Source organism: Streptomyces europaeiscabiei (assembly GCF_001550375.1).
GTDB lineage: Bacteria > Actinomycetota > Actinomycetes > Streptomycetales > Streptomycetaceae > Streptomyces > Streptomyces europaeiscabiei.
The window spans coordinates 1-15295 of sequence record NZ_LRTR01000572.1; the positions used below are offsets into that span (position 1 = coordinate 1).

At 72.1% G+C, this 15295-nt stretch carries 16 protein-coding genes; 5 read left to right on the top strand and 11 right to left on the bottom strand.

What is annotated here, in order from left to right; genetic code table 11:
* The 8 genes from AWZ10_RS27660 to AWZ10_RS27695 form a co-directional block, all read right to left on the bottom strand.
* On the bottom strand, positions 1 to 817 hold an 817-nt coding region (locus AWZ10_RS27660), incomplete at its 3' end, for a serine hydrolase domain-containing protein (protein WP_060892324.1).
* Positions 818 to 939: 122 nt separating this feature from the next.
* Positions 940 to 1344: a nuclear transport factor 2 family protein gene (locus tag AWZ10_RS27665; RefSeq protein WP_046708398.1), complete on the bottom strand. Its 405-nt coding sequence runs from the start codon at positions 1342 to 1344 to the stop codon at positions 940 to 942.
* 14 nt (positions 1345 to 1358) lie between these two features.
* Entirely contained in the window at positions 1359 to 2327 is a 969-nt protein-coding gene (locus tag AWZ10_RS27670; RefSeq protein WP_046708399.1) for an acetylxylan esterase, read from the bottom strand.
* 126 nt (positions 2328 to 2453) lie between these two features.
* Complete coding sequence (locus tag AWZ10_RS27675; RefSeq protein ID WP_060892325.1) at positions 2454 to 4052, bottom strand: solute symporter family protein; 1599 nt, start codon at positions 4050 to 4052, stop codon at positions 2454 to 2456.
* Positions 4046 to 4666, bottom strand: a complete 621-nt coding sequence (locus AWZ10_RS48160) for a DUF485 domain-containing protein (protein ID WP_079104456.1) — start codon at positions 4664 to 4666, stop codon at positions 4046 to 4048. Before AWZ10_RS48160 ends, AWZ10_RS27675 begins: the two co-directional genes overlap by 7 nt.
* A complete protein-coding gene (locus AWZ10_RS27685) occupies positions 4612 to 5196 on the bottom strand; it encodes an Rv1733c family protein (RefSeq protein ID WP_046708401.1) in 585 nt (194 codons plus the stop codon). The genes AWZ10_RS48160 and AWZ10_RS27685 overlap by 55 nt, the downstream gene beginning before the upstream one ends.
* A 275-nt stretch (positions 5197 to 5471) precedes the next feature.
* Positions 5472 to 6254 (bottom strand): ferredoxin reductase, encoded by a 783-nt coding sequence (locus AWZ10_RS27690; protein WP_046708408.1) that lies wholly within the window; start codon positions 6252 to 6254, stop codon positions 5472 to 5474.
* A gap of 16 nt (positions 6255 to 6270) precedes the next feature.
* Positions 6271 to 6876, bottom strand: coding sequence for a sulfite oxidase-like oxidoreductase (locus AWZ10_RS27695; protein WP_046708402.1), 606 nt, complete (start codon positions 6874 to 6876; stop codon positions 6271 to 6273).
* 216 nt (positions 6877 to 7092) lie between these two features.
* Here AWZ10_RS27695 and AWZ10_RS27700 point away from each other — a divergent pair, with 216 nt between their 5' ends.
* From AWZ10_RS27700 to AWZ10_RS27715, 4 genes are all read left to right on the top strand, one after another.
* Positions 7093 to 7839 carry a GNAT family N-acetyltransferase gene (locus AWZ10_RS27700; RefSeq protein WP_060892327.1) on the top strand — a complete coding sequence of 249 codons (747 nt, stop codon included), beginning with the start codon at positions 7093 to 7095 and terminating at the stop codon, positions 7837 to 7839.
* Between the two features lie 568 nt (positions 7840 to 8407).
* Positions 8408 to 9184, top strand: coding sequence for a putative protein N(5)-glutamine methyltransferase (locus tag AWZ10_RS27705; protein ID WP_060892328.1), 777 nt, complete (start codon positions 8408 to 8410; stop codon positions 9182 to 9184).
* 131 nt (positions 9185 to 9315) lie between these two features.
* Entirely contained in the window at positions 9316 to 11331 is a 2016-nt protein-coding gene (locus tag AWZ10_RS27710; RefSeq protein ID WP_060892329.1) for an NADPH-dependent 2,4-dienoyl-CoA reductase, read from the top strand.
* Between the two features lie 61 nt (positions 11332 to 11392).
* Positions 11393 to 11968, top strand: a complete 576-nt coding sequence (locus AWZ10_RS27715) for a PadR family transcriptional regulator (protein WP_046706712.1) — start codon at positions 11393 to 11395, stop codon at positions 11966 to 11968.
* A gap of 39 nt (positions 11969 to 12007) precedes the next feature.
* On the opposite strand, the gene AWZ10_RS27720 is transcribed toward AWZ10_RS27715, so the two are convergent.
* Together AWZ10_RS27720 and AWZ10_RS27725 are read right to left on the bottom strand one after the other, a co-directional pair.
* Positions 12008 to 12544, bottom strand: coding sequence for a hypothetical protein (locus AWZ10_RS27720; protein ID WP_046706711.1), 537 nt, complete (start codon positions 12542 to 12544; stop codon positions 12008 to 12010).
* Between the two features lie 207 nt (positions 12545 to 12751).
* The gene (locus tag AWZ10_RS27725) at positions 12752 to 13732 is read right to left on the bottom strand and encodes a fibronectin type III domain-containing protein (RefSeq protein ID WP_060892330.1); all 981 of its coding nucleotides are present in this window, start codon (positions 13730 to 13732) and stop codon (positions 12752 to 12754) included.
* A 476-nt stretch (positions 13733 to 14208) separates the two neighbouring features.
* Between AWZ10_RS27725 and AWZ10_RS27730 the strand changes: the two genes are divergently transcribed.
* Positions 14209 to 14937 carry a glycoside hydrolase family 75 protein gene (locus tag AWZ10_RS27730; protein WP_060892331.1) on the top strand — a complete coding sequence of 243 codons (729 nt, stop codon included), beginning with the start codon at positions 14209 to 14211 and terminating at the stop codon, positions 14935 to 14937.
* A 70-nt stretch (positions 14938 to 15007) separates the two neighbouring features.
* On the opposite strand, the gene AWZ10_RS27735 is transcribed toward AWZ10_RS27730, so the two are convergent.
* On the bottom strand, positions 15008 to 15295 hold a 288-nt coding region (locus AWZ10_RS27735; RefSeq protein WP_060892332.1), incomplete at its 5' end, for a PTS-dependent dihydroxyacetone kinase phosphotransferase subunit DhaM.

Here is a 15295-nt window from a genome sequence, read left to right on the forward strand (position 1 = left end):
ACAGCGCGGCGACCGCCCGCGCGGTGCCGTGACCATTGGCGGCCGGGATCTCGGCGGCCCGCCACCGGGGGGTGTTGGCCTCGGCGGCGCCGACCAGCGGGTTGGCGAGGGCGGCCAGCGCGGTGGGCGTCAACTGGGCGAAGACAGCGGCCTGTTCACTGGATGTCGCGGTCGGCGGATGCACCAGCTCGGCCGCTCGCGCCGCCTCGGCGTCAGGCAGCCCGATCGTGAAGTCGATGCCGAGCGGTCCGGTGACCTCACGCGCCAGGAAGGCGCTCGGCAGCAGCCCCGACACCCGCCGGACCACCTCGCCGACGAGGAAGCCGAACGTCATCGCGTGGTACCCGGACTGCGTGCCCGGCTCCCACCAGGGCTCCTGCGCCGCGAGCCGCTTGACCGTCAGCTCCCAGTCGCAGAACTGCTCGAACGAGAGGGGTTCACGCGGCCCGGCGAGCCCCGCCCGGTGCGACAGCAGATGCCGGACGAGCACGCCCTCCTTGCCGGCCGCCGCGAACTCCGGCCAGTACGCGGCCACCGGGGCGTCCAGGTCGAGCAGGCCCCGGTCGGCGAGGAGGTGCGCGCACAGCGCGGTCGCGCCCTTGGTCGTGGACCACACGTTGACCACGGTGTCCCGCTCCCAGGGGCGGGTCCGCTCCGCGTCGGCCCAGCCGCCCCAGAGGTCCACCACGGTCTGCCCGTGCAGCGTCACCGTGACCGCCGCGCCCAGCTCGTCCCGCTCGCCGAAGTTCTCCTCGAACGCGCTGCGCACGGCCTCGAACCGTGCCTCGCAGTGACCCCGCACCTGAGACTGGGACATGAACCCTCCGTCGTCCACCGCCGTTCGCCAGCGCGAGGGCCGCCCGGCCTCCCCGAACATACCGACTGGTCGGACAGGAGGGAAGCCGCGCGGCGGAACCGTCGCCACCGCCCCGGAGCGAGTCAGAGGAGGAACAAAGGACGAATGGCCTCCCTGTGCTCCGGGACCGTGTGCCAGTAGTCCCGGGTCTCCACGGCCAGTCCGGCGGCGTCGAACCGTACGAACACACAGCCCGCGAGGGTCTGTGGTGCCTCGTTCTCCTCGGACAGCACCCGGAACTCGGCGACGGCCAGACCGTCCGGGCCGATCATCGGCTCCGAGAAGCGCACGTCGGCCACCCGCTCGTCGGCGAACGACCGGCGCAGATACGCGGCCAGTCCGTCCCGGCCGCGGTGCGGTTCCCGGAACGGCATCGAGCGGTGCACGCAGTCGTCGGCGTACAACTCCAGAATCGCGTCGACGTCATGGGCGGCCCACGCCCGCTGCCAGACCCTCACGAAGCGGCGCGCCGCCTCGGCCGTGTCCATCGTGTCCCGCCCGCTCAGAGCTGTGAGGCCAGCCAGCGCAGCTTGACCGCCTCCTGGAAGGGGCCGCCGCCCTCGTGGTCGTTGAAGTCGTAGACCTCGATGCGCTTGTTGGCCTCCGCCCAGGCGTTGAAGGCCGCGAAGACCGTGGACGGCGGGCAGGTCTGGTCCTCCAGGGCCGCCGAGAACAGGGCGGCCGCCCGGCCGCGCGCGGCGAAGTGCACGGCGTCGAAGTAGGCCAGGGTGCGTCCGACCTGCTCGGTGCGCCCGCGATGGGTCTTGAGGTATTTGCCGATCTCGCGGTACGGATCGCGGTCGGTGAGGGTGGTGGAGCGCGGGAAGTCGCACAGGAACGGCACGTCGGGCGCGACCGCCACCAGGTCGGGGACGAGTCCGCCGACGGCGATGGCGATGCCCCCGCCCTGGCTGGAGCCGACGACGGCCGTGCGCGCCGCGTCGGTCAGCGGGTGGGCGCGGGCGGCCTCCACCGCGCGTACGGCGTCGGTGTAGACCCGGCGGTAGTAGTAGTTCTCGGGGGCGTCGATCCCCCGGGTCATGAAGCCGGGGAAGGCGGGGGCGCCGGCCACCGGGTCGGGCGTGTCGCCGCCTCCGCCCCAGGCGCTGCCCTGGCCCCGGGTGTCCATGACGAAGTGGGCGTAGCCCGCCGCGGCCCACAGGAGGTGGGTGTGGGGCAGGCCGCGGCCGCCGCCGTAGCCGATGAACTCCACGACGGTGGGCAGCGGTTCGCCGGCCCCGGCCGGGAGGACCAGCCAGCCCTTGACCGGGTGGCCGCCGAACCCCGAGTAGGTGACGTCGTACACCTCGACCGTCTTCAGGTGGGTCTCGACCGGTTCGAAACGGGCGTCGAGGTCGTGTTCGCGGGCTCCTTGGAGCGTCTTCGCCCAGAAGGCGTCGAAGTCCACGGGCTCCGTTGAAGCGCTTCGATAACCACGGAGCTCGTCCAACGGCAGGTCGAACAGGGCCATGAAGGACCACCTTTTTGAGTTCTGAGGTGCGGATGATCACACCGTACGTGGGGCGCCGCGGGCTCGCCAAGGGTGTCTTCCGGGCCTGTGACGGCCCCACGTCTCATCTCAGGCCGGCCCCGAGGCTCACCTCTGATCGGCGCCGACCAGTGCCCGGACCTCGAAGTCCTCGTACGCGGTCTCCTCCTGCCGGGGACCGAGGCGGGAGCCGAGCCAGCCCAGCAGGAAGCCCGCCGGGATCGACATGATGCCCGGGTTCTGCAGCGGGAACCACGCGAAGTCGGCGTTCGGATAGACCGAGTCGGGAGTGGAGGAGACGACCGGCGAGAACAGCACGAGCAGAACGGACGTGACCAGGCCGCCGTACAGGCTGAGCAGGGCGCCGCGGGCGGTGAACCCGCGCCAGAACAGGCTGTAGACGAGGGTCGGCAGGATGGCCGACGCGGCGATCGCGAAGGCCAGGAACGCCAGGGTGGCGGTGTTGGTGCCCCAGGCGAGGAGGGCGAACATCATGCTCAGGACGCCCAGGATCACCGCCGCGATGCGGGCGACGCCCAACTCCTGTGTCTCCTTCGCCTTTCCCTTGCGGAGGACCTCGCCGAAGAGGTCGTGGGCTACGGACGAGGCGGCGGCGAGCATGAGGCCGGCGGCGACGGCGAGCAGGGTGACGAAGGCCAGGGCCGAGACGATCGCCGTGAGGACCTCGCCGCCGAGTTCCTTGGCGAGCAGCAGTACGGCCGCGTCTCCCTTGTGGTCGATGTCCGCGATGGTGTCCCGGCCCACGACGGCGGTGGCGCCGAGGCCCAGCACACCGGCCATCAGGCACACGAACCCGACGAGGCCCACGGCCCACACCACCGAGGCGCGCAGCACCCGGGTCCTGCGCGGGGCGAACATTCGCATCATCACGTGGGGGAGCGCGGCGAGCCCGAGCACGATGGCCAGTTGCAGACTGAAGAAGTCGATCTTGCTGATGGGGCCGCCCCCGTAGCGCAGGCCCGGCTGGAGGTACGCGTCGCCCAGCCCGCTGCCCGCCTTCGCGGACGCCATCAGCCCGTCGATGTTCCAGTCGAAGCGGTTCAACACCAGCACGGCGACCACCGTGACCCCGGCGACGAGCATCACGGCCTTGACCACCTGGATGAAGGTGGCGCCCGGCATGCCGCCGATCGCCGCGTAGATGGTCACGATCGTGCCGATGATGATCACGACCATGGTGCGTGTGGTCGGGCCGGGTTCGCCCACGAACTGTGTCATCAGCGCGATGCTGCCGACCAGTTGGGCCACCAGATAGAGGGTGCACACGGAGAGCGTGCAGATGGCGAGCGCCAGCCGGACGGGCCGGTGCCGCAGCGGGAACCGCCGGGCCAGGGCGTCGCCCAGGGTGAACCTGCCCGAGTTGCGCAGGGGTTCGGCGATGAGCAGCAGCACCATCATCCAGGCGACGACCGTGCCGCCGAGGTAGAGCAGCCCGTCGTACCCGGTCAGGGCGACGAGGCCGGTGCTGCCGAGCAGGGTCGCGGCCGAGAGGTAGTCGCCGCACATGGCGAGGCCGTTGCGCAGCGGCGACAAGTCACGGTTGCCGAGGTAGAACTCGCTGATCTCGTCCCGCTGCGGTGCCGTCAGCAACGCGGTGAACAGGGTGATCACGACGACGGACAGGAACAGCACGAACGTCAGCCGCAGGCTGAACGCGTCCGCCACGCTCGCGGAGACGGTCACCATGCGCCGAACCGCCGTCCGGCCTGGACGCGCCGCTGCTCGGCCTCCTGGTCCTCAAGGTGGGCACGGAGCCGGCGGACGACCGGATCGACGTGCTCGCGCATGTGCCGTACGTACAGGAACGCGGTCACACCCATGACGGCGAACTGCGCCAGACCGAGGGCCAGCCCCAGGGTCAGATGTCCGATCAATCGTTGATTCATTACTTCCGGAACGAAACTCGACAGGAGGACGTACGACAGGAATCCGCCGACGGACAAGGTGGTCGCCCCTACCCCGAATCTGCGATACGCCGCGCTTATTGAACGAAATTCAGGGTGTGCGTGTATCGGCTGCCGGCCTGTTCGCGCGGGGGGAATCGGGGCGGAACTGTCGTGCCGTGCCGTGTAGTTGGACACAATGCACCCTCTTCGCTGCCTTATGCCTGTGGGGGAGAAGGCGGAGTATGGCAGCAAGGCAATTGAAGTATCAACTGCGTTGGCGAGATGGATTTTGTGGACGTTTCGCGGTTGACTGACATGCGGTAGGCAGCTTTTAGCTGAGCAATGTTCTTGTTCTGCCGTCAGGCCCAGCGATGTCCCCAGTCGGGTCCGGTCCGCGCCCACTCCTGTTCCCATTCGGCGAGCCGATGGCGAATGGCGACCCGGCGGACGAGCACGTGCCCGAGCAGCACGATGCCGACGACACCGCCGGTGGCGCAGGTCCCCATGGCCATCGCGTGCTGCCAGACGGCCGTGTCGGTCGGCGGCGGCTGGACGCTGCGGCCCGCCTCGTCCAGCCAGACGTCGGCGCGGTCGCCCCGCTCGGTGCCCGCCGGCACGCGGGCCTCACCGGTACGGGAGCCGCCGTCGGGCTCGGTCCAGCGTGCCCGGACCCAGAACGTGGGCTGTTTGTCGTCGTGCGCCGAGGGCACCGAGTCCGGGGCCGGCTCGACGATCACCGCGCTGACCCGGTCGAGCGCGGCCCGCTCGGCCACCGCGTGCGCCCGCGCGTCCCCGTGGGCCCACCGGCCCACCGCGAACCCGGCGGCCGGGGCGCCGAGGACGAGCAGAATCGCGACGAACAGCACCGTCCACGCCTCGACGACGTCCGATCGTCGGCGCAGCGGATTGGGCCGCCAACGCCACCCGAACACCTGGCCTCGCATCTCGCCCTCCCTCACCGGCGCGGCTCTCGCACGCGAGAACCCCGGTTAGGACTGGTCCGCACTTCCGGTGTACCCGAAAGCGGGCGTGATGGCATGATTTGCGCCGGAAATCATGGAAGCGCGGCCCGGCAGGGCGTGCGATGTCCGGGCCTGAGGGCCGTCCGAACCGTAGGAAGGGGGCAGCCGGGCCACCCAAGAAGTGGTCAAAGAGTGGGCCGGACCGTCCGAAGCGTCAGCCGGACCCGTCCGAAGGGGCAGCCGAAGCGCCCGAGCGGTCAGCCGAACCGCTCGATACGGATGCGGTCCACGGGCTGGCCGGCCTCGACCAGCAGCCGTGAGGCGTGTTCGGCGAACGCGTTGGAGCCGCACACATAGGCCTCCCACCCGCCCGGTGGCCGCTCGGTCAGCAGTGGCGCCACATGCGCCGCCGACAGCCGTCCCACCGGCACCCCCTCGGGTGCCCGACGGGTGAAGACGGCCCTGGTCTCCGCGCCGTACTCCGCCGCGTAGACCAGTTCCTCGGGCCCGCGCGCGGACACCAGAAGCCGCAGCGGTACGTCGAGCCCGCGCGTCCGGTGGTGGCGGATCATCGACATCAGCGGCACGACACCGGAACCGGCGCCGATCAGCAGCGCGGGCCGGTCCCCGGGCCAGGCGAAGAAGCCGCTGAGGGGGCCGCGCACCTCGACCTCGTCGCCGGGCCGGGCCTCGCTGTGGAACCACCCGGAGACCTCGCCGCCCTCGACATGGTCCAGGGTCAGCTCGATGTGCCCGGTGTCGTCCGGCGGGGACGCCAGCGAGTAGTGGCGCTGCGCCGTGTAACCGTCCCCGGCGGTCAGCCGCAGCATCAGATGCTGCCCCGGCAGATGTCCCGCCCACCCGGGCACCGCGAAGCGGAACGTGGCCACGGCCGGAGTCTCCCGCCGGATCTCCGTCAGCGTCGCCCTCTGCCAGAGCGCCGCGGCCCGCTGGCTCACGGCGATACGGCCGGGCACGGCGAACCGGGTGGGCGGCGTGAAGGCCGGCTCGGTCGGTGCCGTCCCAGGCTGGGTCGTCATCCCGGACAGTGTCGTCTCAGTCACCGGAGTACCGCTGCTCCTCCCACGGGTTGCCCCGCGAGTGATAGCCGTTCTGCTCCCAGAAGCCGGGCTCGTCGTGGTCGAGGAGCCGCAGCCCCGCGATCCACTTGGCGCTCTTCCAGAAGTACAGATGCGGCACCAGCAGCCGCGCCGGGCCGCCGTGCTCCGCGGGCAGCGGCTTGCCGTCGTACTCCCAGGCGATCCAGGCGCGCCCGCCGGTGAGGTCGGCGAGCGGGAGGTTCGTGGTGTAGCCGCTGTGGGAGTACGCGACCGCGTGGGTGGCGGACGCGTCGGGCCGGACCACGTCCAGGAACGCGTCCAGCGAGACACCCCCGAACCGCACCCCGAACTTCGACCAGCTCGTCACACAGTGGATGTCGCCCTCGTACAGCGACGCCGGCAGCGCGTGCGCCTCGTCCCAGTCCCAGGAGCGAGGCTCCGCCACCAGTCCGTCGATCCGGAACGTCCAGTCGGCGGGCGCGAGGTCGGGGGTGACCTCGGCCGACAGGACGGGCCAGTCGTCGCCGGCGTCGTACTGGCCGGGCGGCAGTCCGGGATGGTGGACGCGGGGGCGTCCGGTGAAGCCTCGGGTGACGTTCATGGGGACCCAACGTGACGGTGACGATTGCTGAGTCGTCCCACCGTACGTGCCGGTGGAAGGTGCTCCGACCCCGGGGCCGGGCTGCGATCGTTGCGGCCGCGTGAACTCTTCGGCAGCCCGGGAATAGCGCCTCGGCGATCTTCCTTGCCGCCTTCAGTCGTGCCGACGTACCCGACGGCCGACGACCAGGTGGCAGCAGAACAGAGCGGAGAGCGCATGTCCGAGTACGCGAGTGGCAGCAAGGGTGCGGGCAGCGCGCCGCACGTCCTCGACAACCCCGCCCTCGCCTCCCTCACCGGGCCGCACGCCCACTTCGCCGAGCGGCGCGGCCGGGTGCTGCGCTACCCGCTCGACGTGTCGCCGTGGCTGGGCCTCCCCGACGAGCCCGACGCGGACGACTGGGCCGACCTCGCGGTGCTGGCCGGCCCCGGCGCCGAGGTCCCGGTCCCGGCCTACACCGGGGGCTTCCCGGCCGGCTGGGAGGTGACCTTCGACCTGGCGGGCGTACAGCTCGTCGACGACGGGATCGCCGCGGCCCCGGACGACGAGGCCGTACACCTCGGCGCCGCCGACGTGCCCGAGATGCTCGACCTCGTCGAGCGCACCCAGCCCGGCCCCTTCCTGTCCCGCACCGTCGAACTCGGCACCTACCTCGGTATCCGCCGGGGCGGCGCCCTGGTCGCCATGGCCGGCGAGCGGCTGCACCCGCCGGGCTGGACCGAGATCAGCGCGGTCTGCACCGACCCGGCCTTCCGCGGCGCGGGCCTCGCCACCCGCCTCGTCCACGCCGTCGCCCACGGCATCCGTGAACGCGGTGAAACCCCCTTCCTCCACACCGCCGCGACCAACACGACCGCCATCCGCCTCTACGAATCCCTCGGCTTTCGCCTGCGCCGTACCACCCGCTTCATGGCGGCGAGGGTGCCGGTGGTCGAGCCGGGGGAGGAACGGGTGGGGGTGTAGCGGGCGGCGGGTGGCTATCGGCCGGGGCGGCCGAGCGGGGAGCCCGCTCCTGGACCGGTGGGCCTGGACCGGTGGGCCGGGGGCGTCCCGAGCCTCGACGGCGCGACATGAAGCCGTGCCGGTCGGCTGCCGTGGGACACGGCATGTGCCGGGACCCTCCCGTCGTGCGACGCGTGCCCGGCCGCAGTGGCTGTCGGCCGTACGACCCGAAACGGTGCCGCGGCGAAGGGGCGGGGGACGCACAGCCGTGCCGGGCGCTTCCGGGTGCGCGGTGCGATGCCGATCGCCGCGGCCACCCGCCGTGCGGCCCGGCCCGACCCGTGTCGTGCCGTGCCGGGACAGCCGGATCGTGGGGGCGAAGGCGGACCACGGTCCCGCCCGTCCTGCGCTCGGAAACGGCTCTTGATCATGGGGTAGGGTGACCGGGCCAGTCAGCACGTGAACCGAGGAGGTGGGACCCATTACCGCTGTGTCAGGTCGGGTGCTCTCACCTCAACGCGGCGCGGTGTATCGCCGATAGGCCACCGCGGGAGCGCCCTTCGGCCCACCGAAAGGCTTCTCGGCTGTCATGCCACTTCTCTTGACCTCCTCTGTCGTCACGGCGCTTCGCGCCGCCGGTTGCGTCTTCGCCGAGGACGAGGCGGAGTTGATCCTCACCACCGCACGCACCCCGGACGAGGTCGCCGCCATGGTCGACCGGCGCATCGCGGGCCTGCCCCTCGAACTCGTCCTCGGCTGGGCCGAGTTCGCGGGACTGCGCATCACCGTGGAACCCGGCGTGTTCGTCCCCCGCCGCCGCACCGAGTTCCTCGTCGAGACGGCCCTCGCCACCGTCCGGGGCGCCTCGGTCGTCGTCGACCTCTGCTGCGGCTCCGGTGCGGTGGGCGCCGCCCTGGCCGCCTCGCTCGAAGCGGCCGAACTCCACGCCGCCGACATCGACCCGACGGCGGTCCGCTGCGCCCGCCGCAACATCGCCCCGCACGACGGCCACGCCCACGAGGGAGACCTCTTCGCGGCGCTGCCCGCCCTCCTGCGGGGCCGCGTCGACATCCTCGCGGCGAACGTCCCCTACGTCCCGACCGGCGAGGTCCCGCTCCTGCCGAGCGAGGCCCGCGACCACGAACCCCTCGTCGCCCTGGACGGCGGCAGGGACGGCCTCGACGTCCTGCGCAGGGTCGCCGCCGAGGCCTCCGAATGGCTCGCCCCGGGCGGTTGTCTGCTCGTCGAGACGAGCGAACGCCAGGCACCGCTCGCCCTCGACACCTTCCAACGCTCCGGCCTCACCGCACGCACGGCCGTCTCGGAGGAGATGCACGCCCATGTGGTCCTCGGCACCAGACCCTGACCCACCGAAGCGCTCACCCAAGGCTCGCCACGTCCTGATGTGGCCTTGCCCTCAACCATTGTGCAACTAGTTGCATAAACCGTGTGGCGTCGTCTACAACCTTGATGACGACGCCACGCACGGAGGGCCCCATGAGCCGTTACCCGCACCTGCTGAGCCCGCTCGACCTGGGCTTCACCACGCTCCCCAACCGCGTGCTCATGGGCTCCATGCACGTGGGCCTGGAGGAGGCCGAGCGCGGCTTCGAGCGCATGGCGGAGTTCTACGCGGCCCGAGCACGCGGGGGAGTGGGCCTCATCGTCACCGGCGGCATCGCGCCCAACGAGGCCGGACGTCCGTACGAGGGCGGTGCCAAGCTCACCACCGACGCCGAGGCCGAGAAACACCGGGAGATCACCGACGCCGTGCACCGCGAGGGCGGCCGGATCGCGATGCAGATCCTGCACTTCGGGCGGTACGCCTACCACCGCGACCTGGTCGCGCCCAGCGCCCTCCAGGCCCCGATCAGCCCCTACGTCCCGCACGCGCTCACCGACGCCGAGGTCGAGCAGACGATCGACGACTACGCGCGGGCTGCCCGCCTGGCCCGGCAGGCCGGGTACGACGGCGTCGAGATCATGGGCTCCGAGGGCTATCTGATCAACGAGTTCATCGCCGCCGGGACCAACCACCGTGACGACCGCTGGGGCGGCTCGTACGAGAACCGGACGCGTTTCCCCGTCGAGATCGTGCGCCGGGTGCGCGAGGCGGTCGGGGAGGACTTCATCGTCGTCTACCGGCTGTCGATGCTCGACCTCGTGCCCGGTGGCTCCAGCTTCGACGAGGTGGTCACGCTGGCCAAGGCCGTCGAGGCGGCCGGGGCGACCATCATCAACACCGGTATCGGCTGGCACGAGGCCCGCATCCCCACCATCGCGACCTCGGTTCCGCGCGGCGCGTACTCCTGGGTGACCCGCAGGCTCATGGGCGCGGTGTCGGTGCCGCTCGTGACGACCAACCGCATCAACACCCCTGAAGTGGCCGAGGAGTTGCTCGCCGACGGCCACGCCGACATGGTGTCCATGGCCCGTCCGATGCTCGCCGACCCGGACTTCGTCAACAAGGCCCGTGAGGGCCGCTCCGATGCCATCAACACCTGCATCGGCTGCAACCAGGCCTGCCTCGACCACGTCTTCAGCGGCGAGATCACCTCCTGCCTGGTCAACCCGCGCGCCTGCCACGAGACGGAACTCGTCCTCTCCCCGACCCGGCTGCGTAAACGTGTCGCGGTCGTCGGCGCGGGCCCGGCCGGGCTCGCCTGTGCCGTGAGCGCGGCCGAACGCGGCCACGAGGTCACGCTGTTCGACGCCGCGAGCGAGGTCGGCGGCCAGCTCAACGTGGCCCGCAAGGTCCCGGGCAAGCAGGAGTTCGACGAGACCCTGCGCTACTTCCGCCACCAGCTCGACGCGCACGGCGTCGACGTACGCCTGGACACCCGCGTCGAGGCCGACGACCTCACGGCCTACGACGAGGTCGTCGTCGCCACCGGTGTCACCCCCCGCATCCCCGAACTCCCCGGCGTCGACCACCCCAAGGTCCTGGGCTACCTGGACGTCCTGCGCGACGGAGCCCCCGTGGGCGACCGTGTCGCCATCCTCGGTGCGGGCGGCATCGGCTTCGACGTCGCCGAGTTCCTGACCGACGGCGGGGAGAAGACCAGCGAGGACCCGGCCGCGTACTTCCGCCAGTGGGGCGTCGACATGGACTATCGCGCCCCCGGCGGCCTCGCCGCCCCCGAGCGCCCCGCCCCGCCGCGCTCGGTCCACCTCCTCCAGCGCAAGACCTCCAAGGTCGGCGCCGGACTCGGCAGGACCACCGGCTGGATCCACCGCACCGAGCTCAAGCACCGCGGTGTCACCATGGTGCCCGGCGTGCAGTACGACCTGATCGACGACGCCGGACTGCACGTCACCGTCGACGGGGTCCGCCGGGTGCTGGAGGTCGACACGGTCGTCCTCTGTACGGGGCAGGACCCGCGCCGCGGCCTGTACGACGAGCTGATCGCCGCCGGGCGGTCCGCGCACCTCATCGGCGGCGCCGACGTGGCGGCCGAACTGGACGCCAAGCGGGCGATCAAACAGGGGACGGAGGTGGCGGCGGCGCTGTAGGAGGCCTGGCCACGGGGTGCGTGCGGCTGTCGTGATCTCCGGGCCTTCCTAGGATGAGCCCATGTCACTCCCGCACGCGATCCTCACCGCCCTGCTCGAAAAGCCGTCGTCGGGCCTTGAGCTGACCCGGCGGTTCGACAGGTCGATCGGCTACTTCTGGTCGGCGACGCACCAGCAGATCTATCGCGAGCTGGGGAAACTGGAGGGCGAGGGCTTCATCAGGGCCCTGCCCTCCGAGCGGCCCGCCCGGGGGCAGAAGAAGAGCTACGAGGTCCTGCCGGCCGGGCGCGAGGAACTGGCCCGCTGGACCTCCGCACCCCAGGACCCCAAGCCGTGGCGCGACGCGCTCTTCGTGCGGCTGCGCGCCGCCGCCGTCGTCGGCACGACCGGCCTGGAGGACGACCTGCGGCGCCATCTCGCTCTGCATCGGCGGCAGTTGGCGGAGTACGAGAAGATCGAGGAGCGGGACTTCGGGCCCGGCCGGGAGACGGCCCAGGACCGGCTTCAGCATCTGATCCTGCGGGCGGGCATCGACCTGCAGACGTTCTGGACCCAGTGGCTGACGAAAGCCCTGGAGGAGTTCGGGACGCTGCCGGAGAACACCGGTGGCGGTGCGCAGAGCACGGGGAGCGAGTAGGCGGCCGTCCGCGTCACGGGGCGACCGCGCACCCGGGGCTCACAGCCGGTGGGGCTTCGCGCGGCGGCGCAGGTACCAGACGGCCGCCCCCGTGCCCACGGCCACCAGCGCTCCGCCGCCCACGAGGGTGACGGTGCCGTACTCCCGGGTGGCGCCGCCGACCCCGCCCATCACGCCCCGTGCCGGCGAGGCCGTCGTGGAGATGGCGGGGGTGGAGGCGGTGACGATGACGGACTGGGTGCCCGCCGTGGTCCCGTCCTTGCACACCGCGATCACGGTGTACGTACCCGGGCCCACGTTCGCCCAGGAGGCGGCCTGGGTGGTGCTCGTGCCGGTGAGGGTCGCCTGACGCCCCTGGGAGAAGTTCGCCTGCCCGCTGGAGAGCAGCGAGGCGGTACCGAACGTGCCGTTGGTGCTGGTGGGGCAGTCGTTGGTGGTGACGGCGACCACGGATCCCGTGGTGCTCACCGAGATCCCCGTGGGGGCGGCGGCGGCCGACGGCGCGGCCAGGGCGATCGGCAGCACGGCGGCGGCCGCGGTCGGGCCGAAGCGGAGGAGTAGCTGAGACGTACGCATGGTCTGCCCTCCAGCGGCACGGTGGCGGCACGTCCCGTGCACCGCCGAGGATCGGGAGACCCGTGCTGCCTCAGGGTGAGCCAACGTGCCGTTCGTCCCGACCGCATGCGGACGGGGACCGGGCAGGTGACGGACTGCGCCGTGCGGGGGAACCGGCTCGCCCGGCGGCGCTCGACCCGGCTCACCCGCCCGCCGTGGCCTTCCGGCTCACTCGCCCGTGGTCACGGTCCGTGCCGCGGAGAAGCCGCCCCAGGTCCCGTCCGGGAGCTTCGCGCGGATCCGCACCCGGTGCGGCACCCCGGACTCCCGGCCCACGTAGAAGCTGTAGGAGGCCCGGTCCCGGGGCGGGGTCCCGCCCCAGACGAGCGAGGTCGCCCGCCGCCCGTCGAGCTGGATCTCGTACTCCGTGATCACACCGTCGACACGCGGCGGCAGCCACGACAGGTCGATGGAGTAAGCCCCGTCGGTCCGGCGGGTGCCGGCGCGGAACCCGGTGGGCGCGGTGCCCCGCCCGGCGTCCGCCCCCGGCTCGGTGGTGAGCCGTACCGCCCGGCTCGCGGGCGAGACGTTGTCCGCCGCGTCCCTCGCCCGCACGGTGAAGGAGTACCGGGTGCCGGGCCGCAGCCCCGTGACCACGGCCGTCGTCTGTTCCCCGCCCACGCTGTGGATCTTCGAGTCGCCCTGCAGGATGTCGTACGACACCACGTCCCGGTCGTCCGTCGACCGCCTCCAGGACAACTGTGCCGCCTTGCTCCCGACCACCTTCCCGCCGAGGCGCCCCGGGCGGGTCGGGGCCCGGCGGTCCGACGCCCCGGCGGCGGGCGTCGTGGCCCGGACCTCCGCGCTGGGCGGCCCGAGTTCCCCGCCGACGCCGCGGGCCCGGACCGTGAACACGTAGGTGGTCGACGGTCGGAGCCGGGTGATGTCCACCATGTGCTCACCGCCCGGCACGTCCTTCACCTTCGTGCGGCCCCGGTACACCTCGTACCCGGCTGTCTCCGGCTCACCGGATGCCCGGTTCCACATGACGTGCACGCTGGTGGCGCTGCCCGCCTCCGCGGTCACGCCGGGTGGGGCCGGCGGCGGGCGGCGACCGGGGCTCTGCTGCGTCGCGCAGGCGGACGTGAGGAGCAGCGCGCCGCAGAGCAGCGACACCGGGACGAGTGCCGGCACGGGAACGCGTCGCACGATCCTGCCCCCCTCGATCGTCGAACCACGACGGGATTGGTCTGTACCTATCTCCATGTATGACACGACTGACGCGGTCACATCAAGGGGTGGGCGGGGAGTGAACGGCCGCCGCCAGAGTGCCGCGCCCGACGGCCGTGGTGGCTGCGCCAGAGTGCCGCGCCCGACGGCCGTGGTGGCTGCGACGCGGTTCACGGCTCGCCGGGCGGATACGTATGCTGGTGCTCTGACACGGCGTGAACTCGCATGTTTCCCAGGCCCGTTCGCGTCGTACGGCGCGGGCCGCTGTCGTCGCCGATCCCGCGCCGACGAGAGCGGCCGAGCGGCCGGGGCCGACTCGGGCCCGGGCCCTCGGCCGCGCACTTGTGCGACGGGCGCCGTGATCCGTCCGGCCCTCTCCCGGTGGCCGTCCTCTTTGACTCGCACCACCTTTGGGTGAGTGTCCGTCATGTCCCCCCAGGAGAGGGTTCCTCATCGTGCGTGTCCGCTCGTTGACGCTGGCCGCCGTCGGCGCCGCCCTGCTGGCCCCCGTCACCCTGCCCGCCCTGGCCCATCCGCAGCGGCCCGTGCACCGGGAGGGCGGTGTGACCGCCGCTGAACTGCTGGCCAGGGCGCGTGGCTGCGTCCGGGTGTCCGAGGGGCTGTACCGCAGCGACGCGGGCACCCCCGCCGGCATCCCGGTCTGTGGTGTCGACGGCGCGGTGTTCTGGAAGGCCGACATGGACATCGACTGCGACGGCCGGCCGAGCCCGCGCTGCAACAGGGACACCGACCCGTGGTTCCAGCCCGCCACGTCGTTCCTGCAGTCCGACGGCCGGTACCTCCGCTCCGAGAGCCTGCCGTTCATCGTCGTCCCCGTCGCGAGCCGTGTCTGGGACTACCGGGTCCACGGCATCAAGGGCGGTTCGGTCGCCGCCGTCGTGTACAAGGACCGGGTCCAGTACGCCGTCGTCGGCGACACCGGACCCCAGAACATCATCGGCGAGGCCTCGTACGCCACGGCCGAGGCCCTCGGAATCCGCCCCGACCCGCGCAAGGGCGGTACGGCCTCCGGTGTCACCTACATCGTCTTCGAGGACTCCAGGGTGACCCCGATCGAGGACCACGGGGCGGCGGTGGAACTGGGGGAGGAGCTGGCGCGGAGATGGGTGGGAGGGGTGGCGATGGGCAGAGGGGCGACGATGCGTGGCGGGGCGGCGGGCTGACCCCACGGGTTCGGGGCCTGTCGCCGATCGGGCGACAGGCCCCGAACCGTGTGCCGGGCTTCTTGGAGGATCACTCCTTGCGGTACGTGTACGCCTCCGAAGCCGCGGCGGCCACCGCCGCGAGGTCCGCGCCCGTCGAGGCCGTGACGACCGCGGCGACGGCGCCCTCGACGAACGGGGCGTCGATCAGGCGGGTGTCCGCGGGGAGTTCGTCGCCCTCGGCGAGGAGGGCCTTCACGGTGAGGACCGCGCTGCCCAGATCGGCGAGGACCGCGACGCCGGCGCCGCGGTCGACGGAGGCCGCCGCGGCGGAGATCAGCTCGGCGCTGGTGCCCAGGCCGCCGTCCTCGGTGCCGCC